Genomic DNA, 18803 nt, shown 5'->3' with positions numbered 1-18803 from the left:
CGGTCAGCCGTCCGGCCTCGTCACGACAGCCTTGAAGTCGGTGACCGTGTTGAGCATGTTGTTGGGCATGGTGGGCGCGTCGACCGGGGTGCCCCGACGGGCATCCGGCACCGGGCGGTACGAGCGCCGCCACAGCTCCCCCGCGCCCACGTTCCGCCGCTCCGCCACCACGTCGTCCGGCAGCTCGAACGGGGCGGGGAAAGGCAGGTAGCGCGGCAGGAAGTCGGCCAGCATCCGCTCCTGCTCCGCGAAGGACCGAGGGTCGGAGTCGGTGTCGTTGATGCAGAACACGTCGCGGTGCCGGCGACCCAGCAGCTCGGCCAGCCGGGCGGGCGTCGAGGGGTGACCCAGGTCGGCGTACTCGTACTCGATGTCACCGGGGACGGCCTGCGCGGTCAGGAACGCCCAGTACTGGTGCAGTGACGACGGGATGGACAGGTCGCCGTGGTGCCGGAACCGGTGCCGCGCGGTGGCCGCCACCTCGTCCGGCAACATGCCCTCGATCTGCTGCATGATGCTGCGGCGCAGCGCGAACGGGGTGTGCTTCATCTTCTGCGTGATGGTCACACCGAACTGCCGTTGGATGTGCCGACGGTTGTTCTTTCCGGCGGCCTTCACCGGAGGGTCCTCCGGCTTCGCCTCCCCCAGGCCGAACTGGGCCGGCGAGGGGAAGAACTTCGCGATCCCGTTGGCGTGGAAGAAGTGGTTCGGCAACAGTGGACGACCGAGGAACACGTCGTCGTTGAGGTAGAGGAAGTGTTCGGCCAGGCCGTCGATGCGGTGCAGGCGGGACTCGATGGCGTGCGAGTTGTACGACGACCGGCCGCCGAGGTCGGCGAAGAGCTCGGCGTGCGAAATGACCGTGATCATCGGATGGCTCGGGTCGAGCCAACTCGGCAGTTGGCTGTCGGTGATCAGGAAGATCCGCCGCAGCCAGGGCGCGAAGCTGTGCAGCGAGCGCAACGAATACCGCAGCTCGTCGCGGTTGTGGTAGCGCGACGAGTTCGCGGCGACAGCGTGCAGCGGGCCGTCCGGAGCGCCGAGCGCCAGCGACTTCCGCTTCAGCCACTGCGGGTCGGAGCCGTCCACCCAGGTGTAGACGGCGTCGATCGGGAAGCCGACCCGGTCCGGCGCCCGGACGGCCAGGTCCCGGCGGGTGCCGTAGGTGTGGTCGTCGGCCTCGGGCACGAAGTGGCTCATCAGCGCCGCCGCCACCCGGACCGGCTGGGCCCTGGCGGGGGCCTCGTCGACGACCCCGTTGCGCCGGGGAGCACGGACCATGTCCCCGCGCCGGCTCCAGAACTCGATCTCGCAGGCGAACTGGGCGCCGAGGACCACCCCGGCGCGGGCGTCGGTCACTGGGAAGCAGACCTGGATCACCTCGGTCGGGGCGCCGTCCGGTTGGTCCCGACGGGGCTGGACCTGCACCACCCGGACGTCCGCGCCGGACAGCGCCGGCGCGGAGCGGACGAGGCGTTGCACCGCCGGCCGTTGGTCGTCGAGGACCGCGACGGTGCTGCGCAGGTGGTCGTCGTTACGAATGCAGTGGTATTCGATGCCGGCGGAGTGCAACGCGGTGGTGACGGCGGTGAGGTTGCGGTGCCACTGCTCCAGCGGGGTCGCCGTGGCGACGACCTCGGCCCGGGTCCGAACGCCACCGTCGGTCACGGCCACCCGGGCGCCGAGGTGATGCACCGTGTCGCTGCCTCGCGGTCGGGAGAGCGTCTGCACCAGGCCGATCCGCCGGTGTACGGGCAGCAGACCCAGCACCCGTCGCCGTGCCGACGACGGGAGGAGTCGATAGATCTTCAGAGCGATCATGCGCTGGGCCGTCCGCCCGGGACGGCCCACTCGTCAGCGGGCACCTGTCAGCCCTGCGGACGGATAGCGGGGTGAGATCCCACTCGCGATGATTCGATACAGACTCGCGCAGCCATCACTGCATGCCCTTTCACAGATCCCCCGTTGACACTGCGTGGCGATCCGACGTCGGCCGCGCGCAGCCTGGTGGCGGCTGTCGGCGGGACACCGGTCTCCGGGCCGAACCGGGTTCTCCCGCGAGTGGGAGTTGCTGGCCGCCGCAGGTGGCCCGGGGCAGTGCGTTTACCTGCAGGCCATCAAACAACCACATGATCGATACCTGACCCACCGCCAAAGATGGCATAAGGGCGGTATGCGCCTGTTCGCCAAGATAATCCTGGCCATTCGGGTGGTTCAATGACACCGGGACGGTCGAGCGAACGTATCCTCGCGAAGCTCCTCAACCGCGGGCGGGACCGGTACGGCCGGTCGCCAGCCCTCACTGTGACCTGGCAGAGTGACGGGGTGACCGAGACCGAACCCGCCGCGACCAGGGTGCTGCACCCACCGGTCGGCTACCGGCTGACCGCCTCGGTCCGTGCGCTCACCTTCAGCCCGTACGATCCGTGCGCCCGGGTGGCTGCCGGCACCTTCTGGTGGGCCACCCGCACCCCTGACGGTCCGGCCACGCTCGCGCTACGACCGGCTTGCGGCGAGTTGCTCGCCGAGGGGTACGGGCCCGGCGCGGAGCACGTCCTCGCCCGCGCCGACGCGATCGCCGGGCTGCGCGACGACCTGACCGGCTTCGCCGAACTGGCAGCGGCGCACCCGCTGGTCGCCCGGCTGGCCCGGGAGCACCGGGGCCTCCGGATGCCCGCAACCGGGGAGGTCTTCCCCCGACTTCTGCGCGCGGTCTTCGAGCAGAAGGTCACCGGCAAGGAGGCCTACCGGGCGTACTCGGCGATGGTGCGGCACTTCCGGGAGCCGGCTCCCGGCCCGTTGCAGCCGCTGCTCCTGCCGCCCGAGGCAGCCACCGTGGCCGCAGCCCCGTACTGGGTGTTCCACCCGTTCGGGGTGGAACAGCGCAGAGCCGACACACTCCGTCGCGCCGCTGCGCTCGCCGACCGCCTGGAGCGCAGCACCGACGCCGCCGACGCCACCCGACGGCTGACCGCAATTCCCGGCATCGGGCCGTGGACGGCCGCGGAGGTGGTCCGGATCGCGTACGGGGACCCGGACGCGGTCAGCGTCGGCGACTTCCACATCCCGAACACTGTCGCCTGGGCGCTCGCCGGCGAGCCGAGGGGCGACGATGCCCGGATGTTGGAGCTGCTGGAGCCGTTCCGGGGTCACCGGGGCCGGGTCTGCCTGCTCCTGGAGGCCGCCGGCATCCGCGCGCCGAAGTACGGCCCGCGCGCCCCGATCCGCTCGTTCGCGGGTTACTGAGCCTCGTCGGAGCGATCGTGCCCGGCGCTCAGCGGCTCACACAGAGCCGCCGCAGGGTACGGCCGAGCCACCAAGCGTACGTGTGCTGCACCGCCCGGACAGCCGGGCCGCCGGCACGGGTGAACCAGCGGGCCGGGAGGCTGAACGCGCGTACCTCGAACCAGACCGCGCCGTCGTCCTCGCGGCCGACCACGAACGCCTCCTCGCCCCGCTCCGGATGCCCGGTCAGGCTTCCGTAGCCGAAGCCCGCGCGGGTGGGTGACTCCTCGCTCCAGATCACCTGACACGGCCCCCAGATGCGGGCCGGGCCGACGCCCAGGCCGGCGGTGACCAGCACCCCCTCGGCGGCGCGTGCGGCGGTCGTCCGCATCCGGACCCCGGCGGCGCAGTGCAGCCGCCAGCTCAGCACCGCCTCGGCCGCGGTGTCGAAGCTGCCCGCCGGCAACGGATACCGGTGGCGCAGGTGGTGGTAGCCGCCGGGCAGCGCCCCGTGCCGGGTCCGCCCCACCTCCGGGTACGTCAGCTCGGCCACCGCTCCCCCTCGTTCTCGGCTGGACACGGGCAGCGTACGGCCGGCGCGGACGGGGCCGCCCGCCGAGGACATCGGCGGTCGTGGTGTGCTGCCCCGATGAGCGTCGAGGCGAGCATCGTCCCGGCCGGTGTCGCGGACGCCGGCGAGATCCTCACCGTGCAACGGGCCGCGTACCTGACCGAGGCACAGCACTACGGCGACCCGTTCCTGCCGCCGTTGACCGAGACGCTGGACGAGGTCCGGTCGGTGTTGACCGGCCCGGGCGTCGTCCTCGCGGCCCGGTCGGGGCACCGACTGGTCGGCTCGGTGCGGGCCCACCTGGCCGGGGACACCGCGCACGTCGGGCGACTCTCGGTGGCCCCGGACCAGCAGGGTCGGGGGATCGGTGGGCGGCTGCTCACCGCGATCGAGGTGGCCTGCGCCGGCCGGGTGGCCCTGTTCACCCTGTTCACCGGCGCGGACAGCGCGCGCAACCTGCGGCTGTACGAGCGGCACGGCTACCGGATCGTGGCGCACCGGCCGGACCCGAACGGCATCCGGTTGGCCGTGCTGGAGAAGCCGGTGGTCAGCCCCGCTCGCTCCGACGTTTGAGCCCGTCGGCCTCCAGACGCAGGTAGCGCCGGAGCAGGTCGCCGTAGAGCCAGCCGATCACGCCGGCCAGCGGCCCGGACTGGGCGATGGCCAGCTCGACCCGGGTGCGCCCGTCGGGCAGCGGCAGCAGACGATGCTCCCCCCTGGTGCGTACACCGGGGGTGTGGGAGGCCCAGGTGAACTCCCGGCCCTCGGTCAGGTCGGTGACCCGCCACACGGCCGGCCGCAGCTTCGGCTGGGTCAGCCGGGCCGTCGCGCCCACGGCGAGCGGTCCCGGCTCTCCCCGCTCGGCCCGCGACACCGAGGCCGTCCACTCCGACCAGCGCGGCACGTCGACCAGCACCGCCCAGACCTGCTCGACGTCGGCGGCGATTTCCGTATCCGCTTCGAACCGCATCGTGTCTCCTCCCGGCGGCGCCGGTCGGCACCGCCGGGGTGCAGACGAGGCCTCCGGGTGGATCGTGACACCCGGGCGCAAGCTGGGTGGGATCACGCCGCTTCGCGCAGGTCGGCCAGGCTCAGCGGGGTACGCCGGCGCAACAGCTCCTCCAGCTCCGGCACCGAACCGACCTCGCCGAGCACGTTGCGACCGCCGCCGAACCGCTCCGGGTAACGCCGGGTCAGCCGGTAGCGGTAGCGGCCCCGGATCAGCTCGACGCTGACCCGCCACCGCCCACAGCAGTCGCAGACCCACTCGGACACCCCGCGAAAGTAGCTCTGACCTGCGGTTATCCGATCCGGTCGGTCGGGACGAGCAGCGCAGCGGCGGACACGCCGCCCCGGCACCGACGGTGATCTGCCTCACGACTGTCGGCACCGTCTGATTGACTGGCGCCGTGGACCTGCCGATCAACCCGCCGGTCGAGCCGATGCTGGCCAAGAGCGTGCCCAAGCTGCCCACCACCCCGGGCCTCACCTACGAGCCCAAGTGGGACGGGTTCCGGTGCATCGTGTTCCGCGACGGCGACGAGGTCGAGCTGTCCAGCCGGGGCGGCAAGTCGATGACCCGCTACTTCCCCGAGGTGGTCGAGCAGGCCCGTCGACAGCTACCCGAGCGGTGCGCGGTCGACGGCGAGCTGATCGTGATCCGGCGCGACGGGCCGAGCGGCCAGCCGCGGCTGGATTTCGAGCTGCTGGCCCAGCGCGTCCACCCGGCCGCGTCCCGGGTGAAGATGCTGGCCGAGACCACTCCGGCCGACTTCGTCGCCTTCGACCTGCTGGCGATCGGCGACGAGGCCCTGCTCGACCAGCCCTATCCGCGCCGCCGGGAACGGTTGGTCGAGGCGCTGGCCGGCGTGCGTCCGCCGGTGCACGTCACCCAGGTCACCACCGATCCGGACACTGCCCGTCGCTGGTTCGACGTGTTCGAGGGCGCCGGGTTGGACGGGCTGATCGTCAAGCCGGCTGACCTTCCGTACGAGCCGGGCAAACGGCTGATGTTCAAGGTCAAGCACGCCCGCACCGCGGACGCCGTGGTGGCCGGGTTCCGCTGGCACAAGTCCGGCCCGGTGGTGGGCTCGCTGCTGCTCGGCCTGTACGACGACTCCGGGGTCCTGCACCACGTTGGCGTGAGCGCGTCGTTCAGCATGGCCCGCCGCGCCGAGCTGCTCGACGAGCTGGCGCCCTACCGGGACACCGGAGGCGAGCACCCGTGGGTGCACGGCGACCACGAACGCGGCCAGCGCATCCCCGGCGGGGTGAGCCGGTGGACGGGCACGAAGAACCTGGAGTGGGAGCCGGTGCGCCCGGAGCTGGTGGTCGAGGTGGGCTACGACGCGATGGAGGGCGAGCGGTTTCGGCACACCGCCCAGTTCGTCCGCTGGCGCCCGGACCGCGACCCCCGCTCCTGCCGCTACGACCAGCTCGACCGCCCGATCCGCTTCGATGTGGACCAGGTGCTGCGCGGCGACCCGACGGCCACCGTGGACCGAGCCGCCACCGGCCCGGCGTAACCTGGCCGTCGACCCGATCCCGGAGGACCACGTGACCCGCACCGACCGTCAGCCCCGGATGGCGACCACTCGCCGGGTCCGCCGGCACCTGGCCGCCTTCGTGGCGGCCGCGCTGCTCACCGCCGGCTGCACGCTGCCGGCGTTCGCGCCGCGCACCGAGGTGGAGGGTGCCGCCGCGCCGACCGGAAGTGCCCCGACGTGGCGGCCCTGCCCGGAGGTGCCCGACGAACTGGTCGGGCGTGGCGCACCGGACATGCGTTACGAGTGCGCGCGCATCGCGGTGCCCCGCGACTGGGGCACCGGGGCCGGAGCGAGCACCGGCCCGGGCGCCGGGGAGACGTTCGAGATCGCCCTGCTGCGCGCCCGGTCCACCAAGCAGCGCGACCGGGTCGGCTCGTTGGTGGTCAACCCGGGTGGCCCGGGCGGCTCCGGCGTCGACACCGCCGTCTACCTCTCCTTCGGCACCCAGTTCGGCGGGCTGCCCGCCTCGATCACCGAGCGTTTCGACATCGTCGGCTTCGACCCGCGCGGCGTCTCCCGGTCCAGCCCGGTGAAGTGCATCTCCGACGCCGACCTGGACGCCAGCTTCGGCTTCGACCCCGACCCGACGAGCCAGTCGGCGTTCGACGGCTTCGTCGGCCTGAGCCAGCGGATCGGGCGCGGCTGCGGCGACCGCTACGGCGACCAGTTGCCGCTGTACGGCACCGAGCAGGCCGCCCGAGACATGGACGCGGTACGCGCCGCGGTGGGCGACGACAAGCTCACCTACCTCGGCTACTCGTACGGCACCCTGCTCGGCGCCACGTACGCCCAGCTCTACCCGCAGCGGGTGCGGGCGCTGGTGCTCGACGGCGCTGTCGACCCGCAGCAGCGGCTGGTGGAGGGTTCGGAGAGCCAGGCCCGCGGCTTCGAACGGGCCTTCACCAACTTCACCCGCTGGTGCACGGCGAACGCCGGCCGCTGCCCGATCGCCCCGGACGCGCGCGCCGCTGTCACCTCGGCCATCGACAAGGCCAAGGTCTCCCCGGTACGCGGCGCCGACGGCCGGGAGGCCACCGCCGGCTGGGTGTTCTACGCGGTCATCTCGTCGCTCTACACCGAATCCGGCTGGCAGGAGCTGGCCCAGGCGATCGACCGGCTGGGCGAGGGTGACCCGAAGGACGTGTTCCGGCTCGCCGACGCGTACGCCGGCCGGGCCGACGACGGGCACTACTCGAACCTGTTCGACGCCAACCTGGCCATCAACTGCGCCGACGAGACAGAGAAGCCGAGCCGGGAGCAGATCCGGCAGTTGCAGTCGGAGTGGCGCGGCAAATACCCGCTGTTCGGGCCGGCGCTGGCGGTCGGCATGCTGAGCTGCGTGGAGTGGCCGGGCGGGCGTGACCCCTACCCGACCGGGAAGGCCAACGGCGCGCCGCCGATCGTGGTGGTCGGCACCACCGGCGACCCCGCGACACCGTACGAGCAGACGCCCCGGCTCGCCTCGATGCTGGGCGTCGGCCGGGTGCTCACCTGGGAGGGTGAGGGGCACACCGCCTACCCGCAGACGTCCTGCATCACCGACGCGGTCGACGCGTACCTGATCGACCTGACCGTCCCGCGCGAGGGCCTGCGCTGCCCTGCCCGTTGACCGGCTGGACCGGCGGCAGCGGTGGCACCTCGATTCCCTGCCGGGCGGCCAACTCCTCCAGCAGCGCCCGCATCCGGCGCACGTCGGTCTTGAGCTGCTCCTGCTCCTCGTGCACGAACGCGTCGTCGTCGACGATGAGCCGGCTCGCGAAGTGCGCGGTGATCAGCGGGATGACCAGCAGCACCATGGTCGAGATGAGCAGCGCGGCGAGCGTCCGGCCCGCCCAGGTGGTCGGCGAGATGTCGCCGTACCCGACGGTGGACGCGGTGACCACCGCCCACCAGACGGCGTCCGCCGGGCTGCGGTGCTCGACCTCCCCGTAGATGACCCCGGCCACGACGATCATCAGCAGGTACGACGTGATCAGCGTGCGGGGTGAGTTCGCGAACCACACCAACGCCCGGTAGATCCACCGGAACGGCAGCAGCAAGACTTCCATGCCGCTCATGCTGCCCCGTGGTGGCAACCGCCGCCGACCCATCCGTCGACGCCGCTGTGCCAGGCTCATCAGCATGACCGACGTGACCTACCGGGAGGCGGTCCGGGCCGACCTGCCCGCCGTCATCGCCCTGCTCGCCGACGACGTCCTGGGCAAGGCCCGCGACTTCACCGAGGTCGACGAGGCGTACGAGAGGGCGTTCGCGGACATCAGCGCGGACCCGCGCAACCAGCTCATCGTGGCCGAGCAGGACGCCGAGCTGGTCGGCTGCCTCCAGATCACCTACATCCCCGGGCTGGGCCGGCACGGTGCCGAGCGGTCGCTGATCGAGTCGGTCCGGGTCCGCTCCGACCGGCGCGGCCAGGGTTTGGGCCGGGAGCTGATGACCTGGGCGGTCGACCAGGCCCGGCAGCGGGGTTGCGCGCTGGTGCAGCTCACCACCGACAAGACCCGCGAGGACGCGCACCGCTTCTATCTGAGCCTCGGCTTCGTGGCCAGCCACGAGGGCATGAAGTTAGCGCTCTGACCCTGACCGCGCCCCACGGCGGCGGTCAGCTGTCGACCAGGCGACCGTCGCGCAGCACGAGCACCCGGTCGGCGAGGTCGATCAGGGCCGGGTCGTGCGTCGCCACCAGGGCCGTCATGCCACGGGCGTGCACCACCGCGCGCAGCAGGTCCATGATGGAGCGTCCGGTTTCCGAGTCGAGCTGACCGGTGGGTTCGTCGGCGATGAGCAGGTCCGGCTCGTTGGCCAGCGCGCGCGCCACCGCGACCCGCTGCTGCTGCCCACCGGAGAGCTCGTAGGGACGCTGCGCCGCGTGCCCACCGAGGCCGACCAGTTCCAGCAGCACCGCGACCCGCTGCTCCCGTTCCGCCGCCGGCACCTGCGCCAGCCGCAACGGCACTCCGACGTTCTCGGCGGCGGAGAGGATCGGCACCAGCCCGAAGGTCTGGAACACGAACCCGACGGTGCCCCGGCGCAGCCGCAGCAGCTCCGCCTCTCCCGCTGAGGTGACCTCGTGCCCGGCCACCACCACCTGACCACTGTCCGGCCGGTCCAGCCCGCCGATCACGTTCAGCAGGGTGGTCTTACCGGCTCCGGACCGGCCCCGGATGGCGACCAGTTCGCCCCGGTTGGCCGTGAACGAGACGCCCTGCACGGCGTGGACGGCGTGCTCGCCCCGGCCGAAGGTCCGGCTGACGTCACTGACCCGCACCACCTCTGCCGGGTGCGCCGACGGCACACCGCCGAACCCGGCCGCGCCGGTCACCACCATGTCCTGCTGGCTCATGCCCGTGCCCCCCGCTCGTCCGAGGCCCGGTCACCGGGCCGTACCTGCACATGGTCCGGCTCCAGGTCGAGCCGGACCCGCTCCTTCAGCGCGAGCGCGTCGACGAACGCGGCCGGTAGCTGCATCCGGCCGTTCCGGTCCAGCACCGCGTACTCCTCGCTGACCAGCTCGGTGTTGCCGTCCGCGTCGACCCGAGCGGTGCGGCGTACCTCGGAGGCGGTCCGGCCGTCGCGGATCGCGACGGTCCGGCGGACCTGCGTGGCCACGGCGTGGTCGTGGGTGACGACCACGATGGTCACGCCCAGCTCGGCGTTGATGGTGCGCAGCGCCGCGAAGACCTCCGCGCCGGTCGCCTCGTCCAGTTCGCCGGTCGGCTCGTCGGCGAAGAGCACCTCCGGGTCGTTGGCCACGGCCACCGCGACCGCACACCGCTGCTGCTCACCGCCGCTGAGCTGCCCCGGCCGCCGGTCGGCGCAGTAGCCCACGCCGACCATGTCGAGCAGTTCCCGGGCTCGCTGCCGACGGGCCTTGCCGCTGAGTTTGCCGGCCAACTGCATCGGCAACTCGACGTTCTCCAGCGCGCTCAGATACGGCAGGAGGTTGCGGCCGGTCTGTTGCCAGACGAACCCGACCAGCTCCCGCCGGTAGCTCAGCCGACGCTTCGCGGAGAGCGAGAGCAGGTCGTAGTCGGCCACCCGGGCGATGCCGGCGGTCGGCGTGTCCAGGCCGGAGAGGATGTTGAGCAGGGTCGACTTGCCCGAGCCGGAGGCGCCGACGATCGCGACCAGCTCACCCCGGTCGATGACCAGGTCGAGCCCCTGCAGTGCGACCACCTCCACCCCCTCGGTCTTGAAGATGCGCACCAGGCCGTCGCAGACGATGTGCCCGCGCAGGCGGTCCTGCCCGCCGGCCCGCTCGGCGGCGCGTTGCGCTGCCCGCTGTTGCAGGGCGGCCAGGTCCGGCACCAGTGGAGTCTGGGCGGTAGCGGTCATCTCAGCTCTCCTCTCCGAGCCGAAGCACCTCACCGAGGCGCAACCGGCGGTTGTTCAGGGCCTCGACGGCGACCGCGAAGCCGAGGGCGACCGCCCCGAGCGCGAGCACCGCGGCGACCAGGCTGGGCTCGAAAGCCACCTGGACCGGCACACCACTGGTGAACGCCGACAGGCCGAGCACCGGATTGAGCAGCAGGGGCAGCACCGCACCGACCAGCGCACCGGTCAGCACCGACACCGCGACCAGCGGGGTCAACTCGACCAGCAGCAGCCCACGCCACTGCCGGCGGGACAGGCCGAGGGTACGCAGCCGGGACAGCATCTGCCCCCGGGCACGCGCCCCGGCCAGCACGGTGAACGCGATGGCCAGCAGCCCGAGCACGGTGCCGCCGACGGCGCCGGCCACGAACCCGAAGGCCAGCATCCCGTTCGCACCGCCGTCGCCGAGTTCCCGGCGGACGTCCGCGCGTGTGTCGACGGTGACCCCGAGTGGCCGGTCCCGACCGGTGACCGCTCCGTCGCGTTGGTAGCGTGCCTGCCCCTGGTCACCGGCGACGCGCAGCGCCTCGGCGTCCAGTGGGTCCCCGGCGACCAGCAGGCTGGTCGGCACGGGTGTGGTGGTGCGTTCCGGCAGCGCCTGCCAGGGCAGGATCACGAACCGGCTGGTGTTCGCCGACAACAGCGGGAAACCCTCCTGGGTGTCGGCCACCCGGAACTCGTACCGCTGGCCCTGCACGGAAATGAAGGCCGAGTCGTTCAGCCCGGCCTTGGCCAGGTCGGCGGCGACCGCCGGGGAGACGATCGCCGGCAGCGGACCCGCCCCGGGCCGGGCGGCGAGCAGCGCGGGCGGCACCGACAGGTCGACCTCGGATTCGCGGGCCACCACATCCAGCCCTGAGCCGTCGACCAGGAGCACGTCCGTCTGCGCGAGCCACGCGTCGGTGCCGATCTCGTCGACCGCCAGCCGCTCGTCCGCCTGGTACAGCACCCGGGTGACGGCCCGGACCCCCGGCAGACGACCCAACTCGTCGATGGTGTCGGGCGCGAACCGCTCACCGCGGATCACCGCGTCGGCGGGCACGATCTGCTCGGCGGCCCGTTCCCGGCTCGCGTCGACGCCGGCGGCGACGACCGCGCAGAACGCCGCGGTGCCGATCGCCAGCACCACGACGACCAGCGGGGTGGCGACGGCGGAACGGCCGGCCCGCGCCGTGCCGAGGAAGGCCACGCTGCCCCGGGTCCGCGCCGCAAGCCGGCTGACCAGCAACAACGGCCAGGGGTACGCCCGCAGCGCGAGCACTGCCGCCGCTACCGCGAGCAGCACCGGCACCGACACGAGCAGCGGGTCCACCTCGCCGAGGGTGAGGCCACGTCGGCGCAGCAGCACCGCGGCGAGCCCGGCCAGCAGCAGCAGGGAGACCTCGACGGTGAGCCGACGGGCCGAGGGGCGCACCCGGATCAGGTCACGGCGGGCCGCCGCGCCGCCCGGTACTGCCAGCGTCGCCAACGGGAGCGCGAGCGTGACCAGGACGGTCGCCGCGATGACGTACGGCGTGGTCGGGTCCGGCTCGCCGGGGAACAGGGTGCCCAGCCACCAGCCCAGCGCGGCGGCGACCGGCACCACCAGCAGCGATTCGGCGAGGCTACGCCGAGCACCGGCGGTGGCCGCGCCACCACGGGCCCGCAGCAGCACGAACTCCGAACGGCGCCGTCGGGTGGCGAGGCTGGCCGCGAGCACGATGAGCCCGGCCAGAGTGGCCAGTACCCCGGCGGCGATCACCGCGAGCAGAGTCCGGGCGGCATCGACCTGGGCGCCGAACGCGCGCAACGGGACGTCGACGCCCTGGGTCAACGTGAGGTCCTGGGGCCGGGTGCGCTGCATCGTCTGCAGACCGTCGATCAACTGGTCCAGCTCGCGTGCGTCGATCCGGTCGGCGCCCAGGCGGTATCGCCAGTTGTACTGGACCGGCCAACCCGCCGCGACCCGCTTGTTGAGGGCCGACTGGGCGACCACGCCGACGATGACTTTCGCCTGGGCGTCGCCGGGCGGTTCGATGACCCGCAGCAGCTGTGGCAGCCCATCCCAGATGCCGTTTGCGGGGTCGACGGGGCGGAACAGCCCGGACACCACCATCGGGGCAGCGTCCGAGAGTTTTCCCTTGTCATCGGCGTTGCCGATGCGCAGTTGGCTGCCGGCGCGCAGGTTGAGCCTGCCGGCCACGTCGACGTCGAGCGCCACGTCGATCGGTCGGTCGGGAATGTAGGTCTCGCTCGGCCACGCTCCCTCGACGAGGGTGGCCGCGTCCTGGATGTCCGGCACAGCGCGTAGGCCCAGGTCGACCAGCAGGTTGCGAGCCGCGAGATCCGGGCCGACCACACGGGCCGCCGGGGAGTCCACGTTGTACCACCGCTCGGTCACCGCCGACCGCACCTGCGGCGGCATCTCCGCGGCCAGGCGGTCGAACCGCTCGGAAGCGCCGCCCATGGCCGTGTTCCTGGAGGTCGCGGCCACCACCCCGGTGGTGTACGAGATGTCCCGGCGGGCGGCTGGCTCACTGCTCAGCTGCGCCCGCAGGCCCTGTTCGGCGAGCCGGTTGACCAACCGGGGCACCCCACTGATCAGCAGCGTGACCACCAGGGTCAGCACCGCCAGCAGCAGGAACTGCCCGCCGTACGCCCGGACCCGCCGGACGGCCGCGCCGACGCTCATCGTTCTCCCCCGATTCGCAGCTGCACCGCCGCCACCCGCTGACGGATGCCGGCGGCGATGAACGCGCTGAAGGCGAGCGCCGCCAGCAGCAGGCCGACCGCGGTCAGACCGATCGGCACCCAGGGCAGCGCGAACGTCGCCGGAGGGATCGGCCGATCGGCGGCCGAGGTGAGGATGACCAGTGGCGCCATGGTGGCGCCGACTCCGGCACCGAGTAACAACCCGACCCCCACGCCGATGCCGGCGAGGAACGTCTGTTCGGCCAGCAACGCCCGGGCCAGCAGCCCAGGCGTGGCGCCGAGGGTGTGCAGCACCGCGAACTCGCCGAGCCGGTGTCGCGCGGTGGCCCACACGTCCACCATCAGGCCGACGAGGGCGAGCAGCACCGCGCCGAGCGCGGCGGCGAGCATTCCGGTACGCGAGCCCTGCCAGTACGGGTCGTCGGCGGCCGACTCGTACACCGCTTCCCGGTTGAGCACTGTGACGCCCGGCAGCTCGCCGGCCGCCTGGGCGGCGGTCGTCGCGTCGTCGGCGCCGATCCACCACTCCGGTACGGGTCGCATCGTGCCATTGCCCCGGACCAGCGTGTCGACGGCCGCGGGCAGGTCCAGCAGCATGCCTTCCCCGGTGGTGGTCGGCACCGCACTCAGCTCGCCCACCAGTTGGACGGGCAGCGTCGTCCCGGAGAGCGTCAGGTCGACGGTGTCGCCGACGCGCAGGCTCAGCGCCTCACGGACCCCGGGGGTCATCAGCACCGCGATGGGCTTGCTCTCCCCGCCGGGCACGATCGTGAACCGGGTCGGCGGCTGGTACAGGAACTGCCCGCCAGGAATCACGTCCACCGGGTGGACCGCGGCGAAGCCCGTGGGAGTGGTCCGCACCGGCGTGGGCTGCTGCTCGCGGGGGGCCGTCATCGTCCACCTACCGCTCAGACCGGCGGGCGCTGTGGTGCCGTCGGCGTTGACCACCGTCAGCCCGTCGATCTGGAGTCGGTAGGCGTTGCCGGCCGCCAGCCCACCGTCAGCTTCGAATCCGGTCAGCCGCAGCCGTGCCCCGCGGGCGTCGGGCAGCTGCACGGTGAACTGGCTGGCCCGGCCGTCGCTGGCGGAGTTGGCCGCGGGCAGCCGCAGGGCGAGACCGTCGGAGCTGGTGATCAACAGCGTCACCGCGACCTGAACCGGCCGGCTCGCGTTGCTCACCGGGGTACGGACCGTGCCGGTGATCGCGCGCGCGTCGGCGGGCAGCTCGACGCCTGCGAAGGCTCCCCGCGCCTTGACCATCCGCTCGAACTGTGTCGACGCGGTTCCGTCGCTCAGGCGGTCGGCGAGACGGACGACCCCGGCGGCGCTGGCCGCGTCGACACCGATCACGGTCGCCTGGAGGTCCTCCCGGCCGACCCGTATCTCGTCCCGCCACGCCGGGAGCACCCGCTTGACGCTCGGCAGAGCGGCGAGCTGGTCGCCCCGGGTCGGCGGGGCGGCGCCGGTCCGTTCGGTGACCCGCAGGTCGGCACCGACCGTGTGTCCGGCCTGCTCGACCTGGGACCGCTCCCCGGTGCTGATCAGGGACCAGGCCAGGGTGCTGCCACCGACGGCCAGGGCCAGCAGGAGCACCGGGCCGGCGTGCGGACGCCGACCGGCCTGCCACATACCGAACATGGTGGCCGTCCAGGGCCGCCGGTCGACGAACCGCTCGGCGAACCGGGTGAGCGGCGGAAGCACCCGCAGCGCCAGCACGGCGCCGGCCAGCACGCCGAGCGTCGGGGCGGCGACCAGCAGTGGGTCGATCCCGAGTCGACCGCCGGATCCGGCCAGCGGGGAGGCGTACCGGCGTAGCTGCACCCAGGCGAGTACGGCGAGCGCCACGAGGACCAGGTCGACGCTGGCACGTTGGATGCTCGCCGACCGGTTCGGCCGGGACCGGGCGGCCATGTCGGCCACGTACGTGCCGGCGCTGCGCAGCGTCGGGAGAACCATGGCGACGAGGCAACCGGCCGCGGTGGCCGCCGCTGCCGCCCAGATCAGTGTGGTGTTGCCACCGGCGGTGGAGAGGTCGGCCGACCCGCCGGGTCGGACGAACCGCAGTGCCTCGCCGGCGATCAGCGGACCGAGTACGGCGGCCGGGGCGACCACCAGGGTCGCCTCGCGAGCGGCCAGGCCGGCCAGTTGCCGACGGGCGGCGCCGCGGGCTCGGAGCAGCGCGGTCTGCGGGCGGCGGTCCTCGTGCAGGAGCGCGGCGACCAGCACCAGCGCGTACCCACCGAGCACCAGGATCAGCAACAGCGGGGTGGCCAGCGAGGAACGACCCACCAGGTCGGCGCGGGCGATCCGGTCCAGCAGTGTCTCCATCTTGGTCACCGTCTGCCCGGAACTGCCGAGCTGAGCGGCCTCGGGCACGGCCGAGGTCGCCTCGGTGAGGGCTTTCCGCACGGCGGGCAGATCGGCGGTGTCGACGCCCGCGAGGTCCGGTTCGGCCAGCCAGGACGCCGACACCGACCCCGGCGAGGTGGCGACGAAGTCGACCGGGTCGAGGGTGAACGGCCCGTACGAGGTGCCGGAACCGGCACTGCCCGCCCCCACCCCGGGGGCCAGCAGCCAGTACGCGTCGGTCGGGTCGCGGGGCCGCCAGGTGCCGGCGAGGGCCAGCTCACCGCGTCGTTCGGTGGCCCGGTCACGCACCGGGATGCGTTCGCCGACGCTGAGGCCCAGCGTGCCGGCGACCCGCTCCGGCAGGCTCACCTGGACGGGGTTCGCGCCCGGGCTGGGCCAGGCTCCGCTGGTCAGCTCCGCGTGGGCGGCGAGGTCGTCGAGCGTGGCCAGGTTCGCGAAGACCGGTTCGTCGTCCGGACGGGTGACCTGCCCGAGATCGCCGGTCAGCTCCCGGCCGGTGCCGTAGCGGGCGGCGGCGACGCTGACCGGGGCACCGGCGAGCCCGTTGGCGAACTCGGCTCGGACCGCCTGGTCCCGGGTGGCGAACTCGGCCGCGTCACGCCCACCTGAGCCATTGACCAACAGGCCGCGTTCCTCGGCCGGCGAGGCGGCGACCAGGGCACGCTGCCCGGCGTCCACCGCCCGGCGGTTGTAGTCGGACAGCCCGGTAACCAACGCGACGGCGACGAGGGCGGCGATCACCGCGGCAACCAGCAGCCCTCGCGCCTCGCGGGCCCGCCTCCACACCAGCTTCATCCGACGCCTCCCCTGGCCCCGGTGGGCCGACGACCATCAAGACAGGCCACCCCCCGGGAAAGGTTCGCGCCCGTTACATGATCGTTACTACGAGAGGGTCAGCTCACCCCGGCCCGTGCGCCCCGGACGGTCAGCTACCGCCCCGTACGTTGCGGATGCCGAACGCCACCGCGCCGATCACGAGCACGACGCCGAGGAGTTGGAGGCCCGGCGAGTCGTCGGCCTCCCCGTGCACGATGCCGGCGACACCGAGCGCGACGCCGAGGACGGCGACGACGGTCAGGACGTACCTCATGAGGTTTCCTCCTCAACCCACTCGAGCAGGTCCCCGGGCTGGCAGTCGAGCACCCGGCACATCGCTTCCAGGGTGCTGAAGCGGACGGCCTTGGCTCGGCCGTTCTTCAGCACCGCCACGTTGGCCGGAGTGAGCCCGACGCGTTCGGCGAACTCGCCGACGCTCATCTTGCGCTTGGCCAACTCGACGTCGATGCGGACGACGATGGGCATCAGATCACCGCTTCCATGTCGGTCCGCAGCGTGGTCGCCTGCCGCAGCAGCGCACGCATCACCACCATCAGGAGCCCCAGCACGGTGACGCCCACCGTCAGCAGGAACAGCAGCAGCGGCACGCCCGGGTCATCCGCGTTGAAGCCGACGTAGAGGAAGACGCCCACGAGCACAGCCCACCCGGCGCCGATGGCCCACACGATCGCGTCCACCCATTTCAGGGACGCTTCGGTGAAGATGCGGTCGTTCTTGACGAGGCTGAGCAACTGCCACGTCGCGACGATGACCACCTGCACGCACAGCACCCAGAACACCGTCACGATGGTCGCCGGCCATCGCAGGTAGGCGTCCTCCGGCGACTCCTGGGCCATGTACGCGAACTGCCCTGGCAGCGAGAGGGTCTGGAACACGACCAGCACCCCAAACAGCACCACGAGAAAGACTCTGAGAGCGGCTACCGCTCGATACTCCGTAACCATGCATCGAGTTTCGCTCGTTACCTATCGAAAGTCAATCGGCGAGTCCGGGGCGCTGTCGGGACGTCGAAGGGCGACTCACGCGGCAGCGGTCAGCTCGGCAAGGACCGTGTAGAGCCGGGCAGCCGCCGACTGGTCGAACTCCGGTCGCGTGAGAGGGACCGGCGCGCCGCGCCGCAGCGCCGTCAGCCGAGCGGCCGGCGGCTCGGCCAGCAGAGCTGCCAGGAGGGTGGCAGCGTCAGCGGTGGAGGATCCGAAGAGCGCGGCGGACGCCCCTACGAGGGCGCGCATCGGTTGGCGGAGTTGACGGTGCATACCGCTGTCGACGAACAGCGGGTTGTACAGCACGTATCGGATTGGGCTGTTCGGGTTGTGCGCCGCGAAGCCGGCGCCGAGGAGGTCGTTGGCGCGCGCGCCCTGCATCGTCGCCTTGAACATGGTGTATCCGCTGGCCAGCTGCAGATCGTCCCAGTGGATTCGGCCGGCCCGGATTCCGCCGGTGCCGCTGAGGTTGAGGATGACCGGTGTCTGAGCACGTTCCAATGCCGGGCGGAGCCGTTCGGCGAGCAGATAGCGACCGAGGACGTGGATCGCGAAGGTCTGCTCGAAGCCCTCACCGGTGACGATCCGCCGCTGGTCGAAACGCCCTGCCGCCAGTACCAACACGTCGATCTTGTCCGGTAACCGGTCTGCCAGTGCGGAGGTCTGCCGGACCGAGGTGAGGTCGGCGTCGGCACTGCCGATCGCGACCACCCGATCTCCGGCTCGCCGCAGTTTGTCGGCAAGGGCACCGCCGATGCCACGTGTCCCGCCTGCAATCACCACTGTGCGCATACTTCATCGTTGGCTTCTGTCGGCCCACTCGAAAGAAGGCACATCGATGTCACCGGCACTGCAGCTACCCGTGACCCCGGCCGACCGTGCGGCGTGTCCGGCAACCGACGTGCTGCGCCGCGTAGGCGAGAAGTGGAGTGTTCTCGTTCTCGCGGTGCTCCGCGAACGCCCCCACGGCTTCAACGAACTCGACCGCACCATCCACGGTCTGAGCCGACGCATCCTCACCCGCACACTGCGCACCCTGGAGAGCGACGGGCTGATCAGCCGTCAGCAGACACCGGAGCGTGTCGAATATGCGCTCACCGACCTGGGCCGCTCACTTCTGCCACTGGTCATCGCCGTCGGCGAATGGGCAGTCGCGCACGCCTCCGACATCGAGCAGGCACGCGCTCGGATGGATGGATGAGTCACGAG

At 72.3% G+C, this 18803-nt stretch carries 19 protein-coding genes; 6 read left to right on the top strand and 13 right to left on the bottom strand.

The window, feature by feature from the left end; translation table 11 throughout:
- Positions 1 to 3 precede the first annotated feature (3 nt).
- Entirely contained in the window at positions 4 to 1821 is a 1818-nt protein-coding gene (locus FBZ33_RS06745; protein WP_141908382.1) for a stealth family protein, read from the bottom strand.
- 504 nt (positions 1822 to 2325) lie between these two features.
- Here FBZ33_RS06745 and FBZ33_RS06740 point away from each other — a divergent pair.
- On the top strand, positions 2326 to 3246 hold the full coding sequence (locus tag FBZ33_RS06740) for a DNA-3-methyladenine glycosylase (RefSeq protein ID WP_141908381.1): 921 nt from the start codon (positions 2326 to 2328) through the stop codon (positions 3244 to 3246).
- Between the two features lie 28 nt (positions 3247 to 3274).
- Here the strand turns inward: FBZ33_RS06740 and FBZ33_RS06735 are convergent, their stop codons facing one another.
- The gene (locus FBZ33_RS06735; protein WP_185755225.1) at positions 3275 to 3778 is read right to left on the bottom strand and encodes a DUF1990 family protein; all 504 of its coding nucleotides are present in this window, start codon (positions 3776 to 3778) and stop codon (positions 3275 to 3277) included.
- Between the two features lie 96 nt (positions 3779 to 3874).
- Between FBZ33_RS06735 and FBZ33_RS06730 the strand changes: the two genes are divergently transcribed.
- Positions 3875 to 4369, top strand: a complete 495-nt coding sequence (locus FBZ33_RS06730) for a GNAT family N-acetyltransferase (protein WP_141908379.1) — start codon at positions 3875 to 3877, stop codon at positions 4367 to 4369.
- On the opposite strand, the gene FBZ33_RS06725 is transcribed toward FBZ33_RS06730, so the two are convergent.
- Both FBZ33_RS06725 and FBZ33_RS06720 read right to left on the bottom strand, forming a co-directional pair.
- Positions 4344 to 4766 carry an SRPBCC family protein gene (locus FBZ33_RS06725; protein WP_141908378.1) on the bottom strand — a complete coding sequence of 141 codons (423 nt, stop codon included), beginning with the start codon at positions 4764 to 4766 and terminating at the stop codon, positions 4344 to 4346. The genes FBZ33_RS06730 and FBZ33_RS06725 overlap by 26 nt on opposite strands.
- 92 nt (positions 4767 to 4858) lie before the next feature.
- On the bottom strand, positions 4859 to 5071 hold the full coding sequence (locus FBZ33_RS06720) for a hypothetical protein (RefSeq protein WP_099851492.1): 213 nt from the start codon (positions 5069 to 5071) through the stop codon (positions 4859 to 4861).
- Positions 5072 to 5205: 134 nt separating this feature from the next.
- Here FBZ33_RS06720 and FBZ33_RS06715 point away from each other — a divergent pair, with 134 nt between their 5' ends.
- Positions 5206 to 6321, top strand: coding sequence for an ATP-dependent DNA ligase (locus tag FBZ33_RS06715; protein ID WP_088946854.1), 1116 nt, complete (start codon positions 5206 to 5208; stop codon positions 6319 to 6321).
- A gap of 58 nt (positions 6322 to 6379) precedes the next feature.
- The gene (locus FBZ33_RS06710; RefSeq protein WP_141912447.1) at positions 6380 to 7951 is read left to right on the top strand and encodes an alpha/beta hydrolase; all 1572 of its coding nucleotides are present in this window, start codon (positions 6380 to 6382) and stop codon (positions 7949 to 7951) included.
- Here the strand turns inward: FBZ33_RS06710 and FBZ33_RS06705 are convergent.
- Positions 7878 to 8390 (bottom strand): potassium channel family protein, encoded by a 513-nt coding sequence (locus FBZ33_RS06705; RefSeq protein ID WP_141908377.1) that lies wholly within the window; start codon positions 8388 to 8390, stop codon positions 7878 to 7880. The genes FBZ33_RS06710 and FBZ33_RS06705 overlap by 74 nt on opposite strands.
- Positions 8391 to 8463: 73 nt before the next feature.
- Here FBZ33_RS06705 and FBZ33_RS06700 point away from each other — a divergent pair, with 73 nt between their 5' ends.
- Positions 8464 to 8916, top strand: a complete 453-nt coding sequence (locus tag FBZ33_RS06700; protein ID WP_141908376.1) for a GNAT family N-acetyltransferase — start codon at positions 8464 to 8466, stop codon at positions 8914 to 8916.
- A 25-nt stretch (positions 8917 to 8941) separates the two neighbouring features.
- Here FBZ33_RS06700 and FBZ33_RS06695 read toward each other — a convergent pair whose 3' ends face one another.
- From FBZ33_RS06695 to FBZ33_RS06665, 8 genes are all read right to left on the bottom strand, one after another.
- The gene (locus FBZ33_RS06695) at positions 8942 to 9667 is read right to left on the bottom strand and encodes an ABC transporter ATP-binding protein (protein WP_088951542.1); all 726 of its coding nucleotides are present in this window, start codon (positions 9665 to 9667) and stop codon (positions 8942 to 8944) included.
- 11 nt (positions 9668 to 9678) lie between these two features.
- On the bottom strand, positions 9679 to 10674 hold the full coding sequence (locus tag FBZ33_RS06690) for an ABC transporter ATP-binding protein (protein ID WP_141908375.1): 996 nt from the start codon (positions 10672 to 10674) through the stop codon (positions 9679 to 9681).
- 1 nt (position 10675) lies between these two features.
- Positions 10676 to 13384 carry an FtsX-like permease family protein gene (locus FBZ33_RS06685; RefSeq protein ID WP_141908374.1) on the bottom strand — a complete coding sequence of 903 codons (2709 nt, stop codon included), beginning with the start codon at positions 13382 to 13384 and terminating at the stop codon, positions 10676 to 10678.
- Complete coding sequence (locus tag FBZ33_RS06680; RefSeq protein WP_141908373.1) at positions 13381 to 16569, bottom strand: ABC transporter permease; 3189 nt, start codon at positions 16567 to 16569, stop codon at positions 13381 to 13383. Before FBZ33_RS06680 ends, FBZ33_RS06685 begins: the two co-directional genes overlap by 4 nt.
- Before the next feature lie 130 nt (positions 16570 to 16699).
- A complete protein-coding gene (locus FBZ33_RS32620) occupies positions 16700 to 16864 on the bottom strand; it encodes a hypothetical protein (RefSeq protein WP_172861973.1) in 165 nt (54 codons plus the stop codon).
- Positions 16861 to 17076 (bottom strand): helix-turn-helix transcriptional regulator, encoded by a 216-nt coding sequence (locus tag FBZ33_RS06675; protein WP_088946848.1) that lies wholly within the window; start codon positions 17074 to 17076, stop codon positions 16861 to 16863. Before FBZ33_RS06675 ends, FBZ33_RS32620 begins: the two co-directional genes overlap by 4 nt.
- The gene (locus FBZ33_RS06670) at positions 17076 to 17510 is read right to left on the bottom strand and encodes a DUF2975 domain-containing protein (protein WP_231927257.1); all 435 of its coding nucleotides are present in this window, start codon (positions 17508 to 17510) and stop codon (positions 17076 to 17078) included. The genes FBZ33_RS06675 and FBZ33_RS06670 overlap by 1 nt, the downstream gene beginning before the upstream one ends.
- 120 nt (positions 17511 to 17630) lie before the next feature.
- On the bottom strand, positions 17631 to 18386 hold the full coding sequence (locus tag FBZ33_RS06665) for a short-chain dehydrogenase (protein ID WP_141908371.1): 756 nt from the start codon (positions 18384 to 18386) through the stop codon (positions 17631 to 17633).
- Between the two features lie 46 nt (positions 18387 to 18432).
- Between FBZ33_RS06665 and FBZ33_RS06660 the strand changes: the two genes are divergently transcribed.
- The gene (locus FBZ33_RS06660; RefSeq protein WP_141908370.1) at positions 18433 to 18795 is read left to right on the top strand and encodes a helix-turn-helix domain-containing protein; all 363 of its coding nucleotides are present in this window, start codon (positions 18433 to 18435) and stop codon (positions 18793 to 18795) included.
- The last annotated feature ends 8 nt before the right edge of the window (positions 18796 to 18803 follow it).

This window comes from Micromonospora sp. A202 (assembly GCF_006715105.1).
In the GTDB taxonomy this organism is placed as follows: domain Bacteria; phylum Actinomycetota; class Actinomycetes; order Mycobacteriales; family Micromonosporaceae; genus Micromonospora; species Micromonospora zamorensis.
This window is presented reverse-complemented; position numbering and strand designations above follow the sequence as displayed.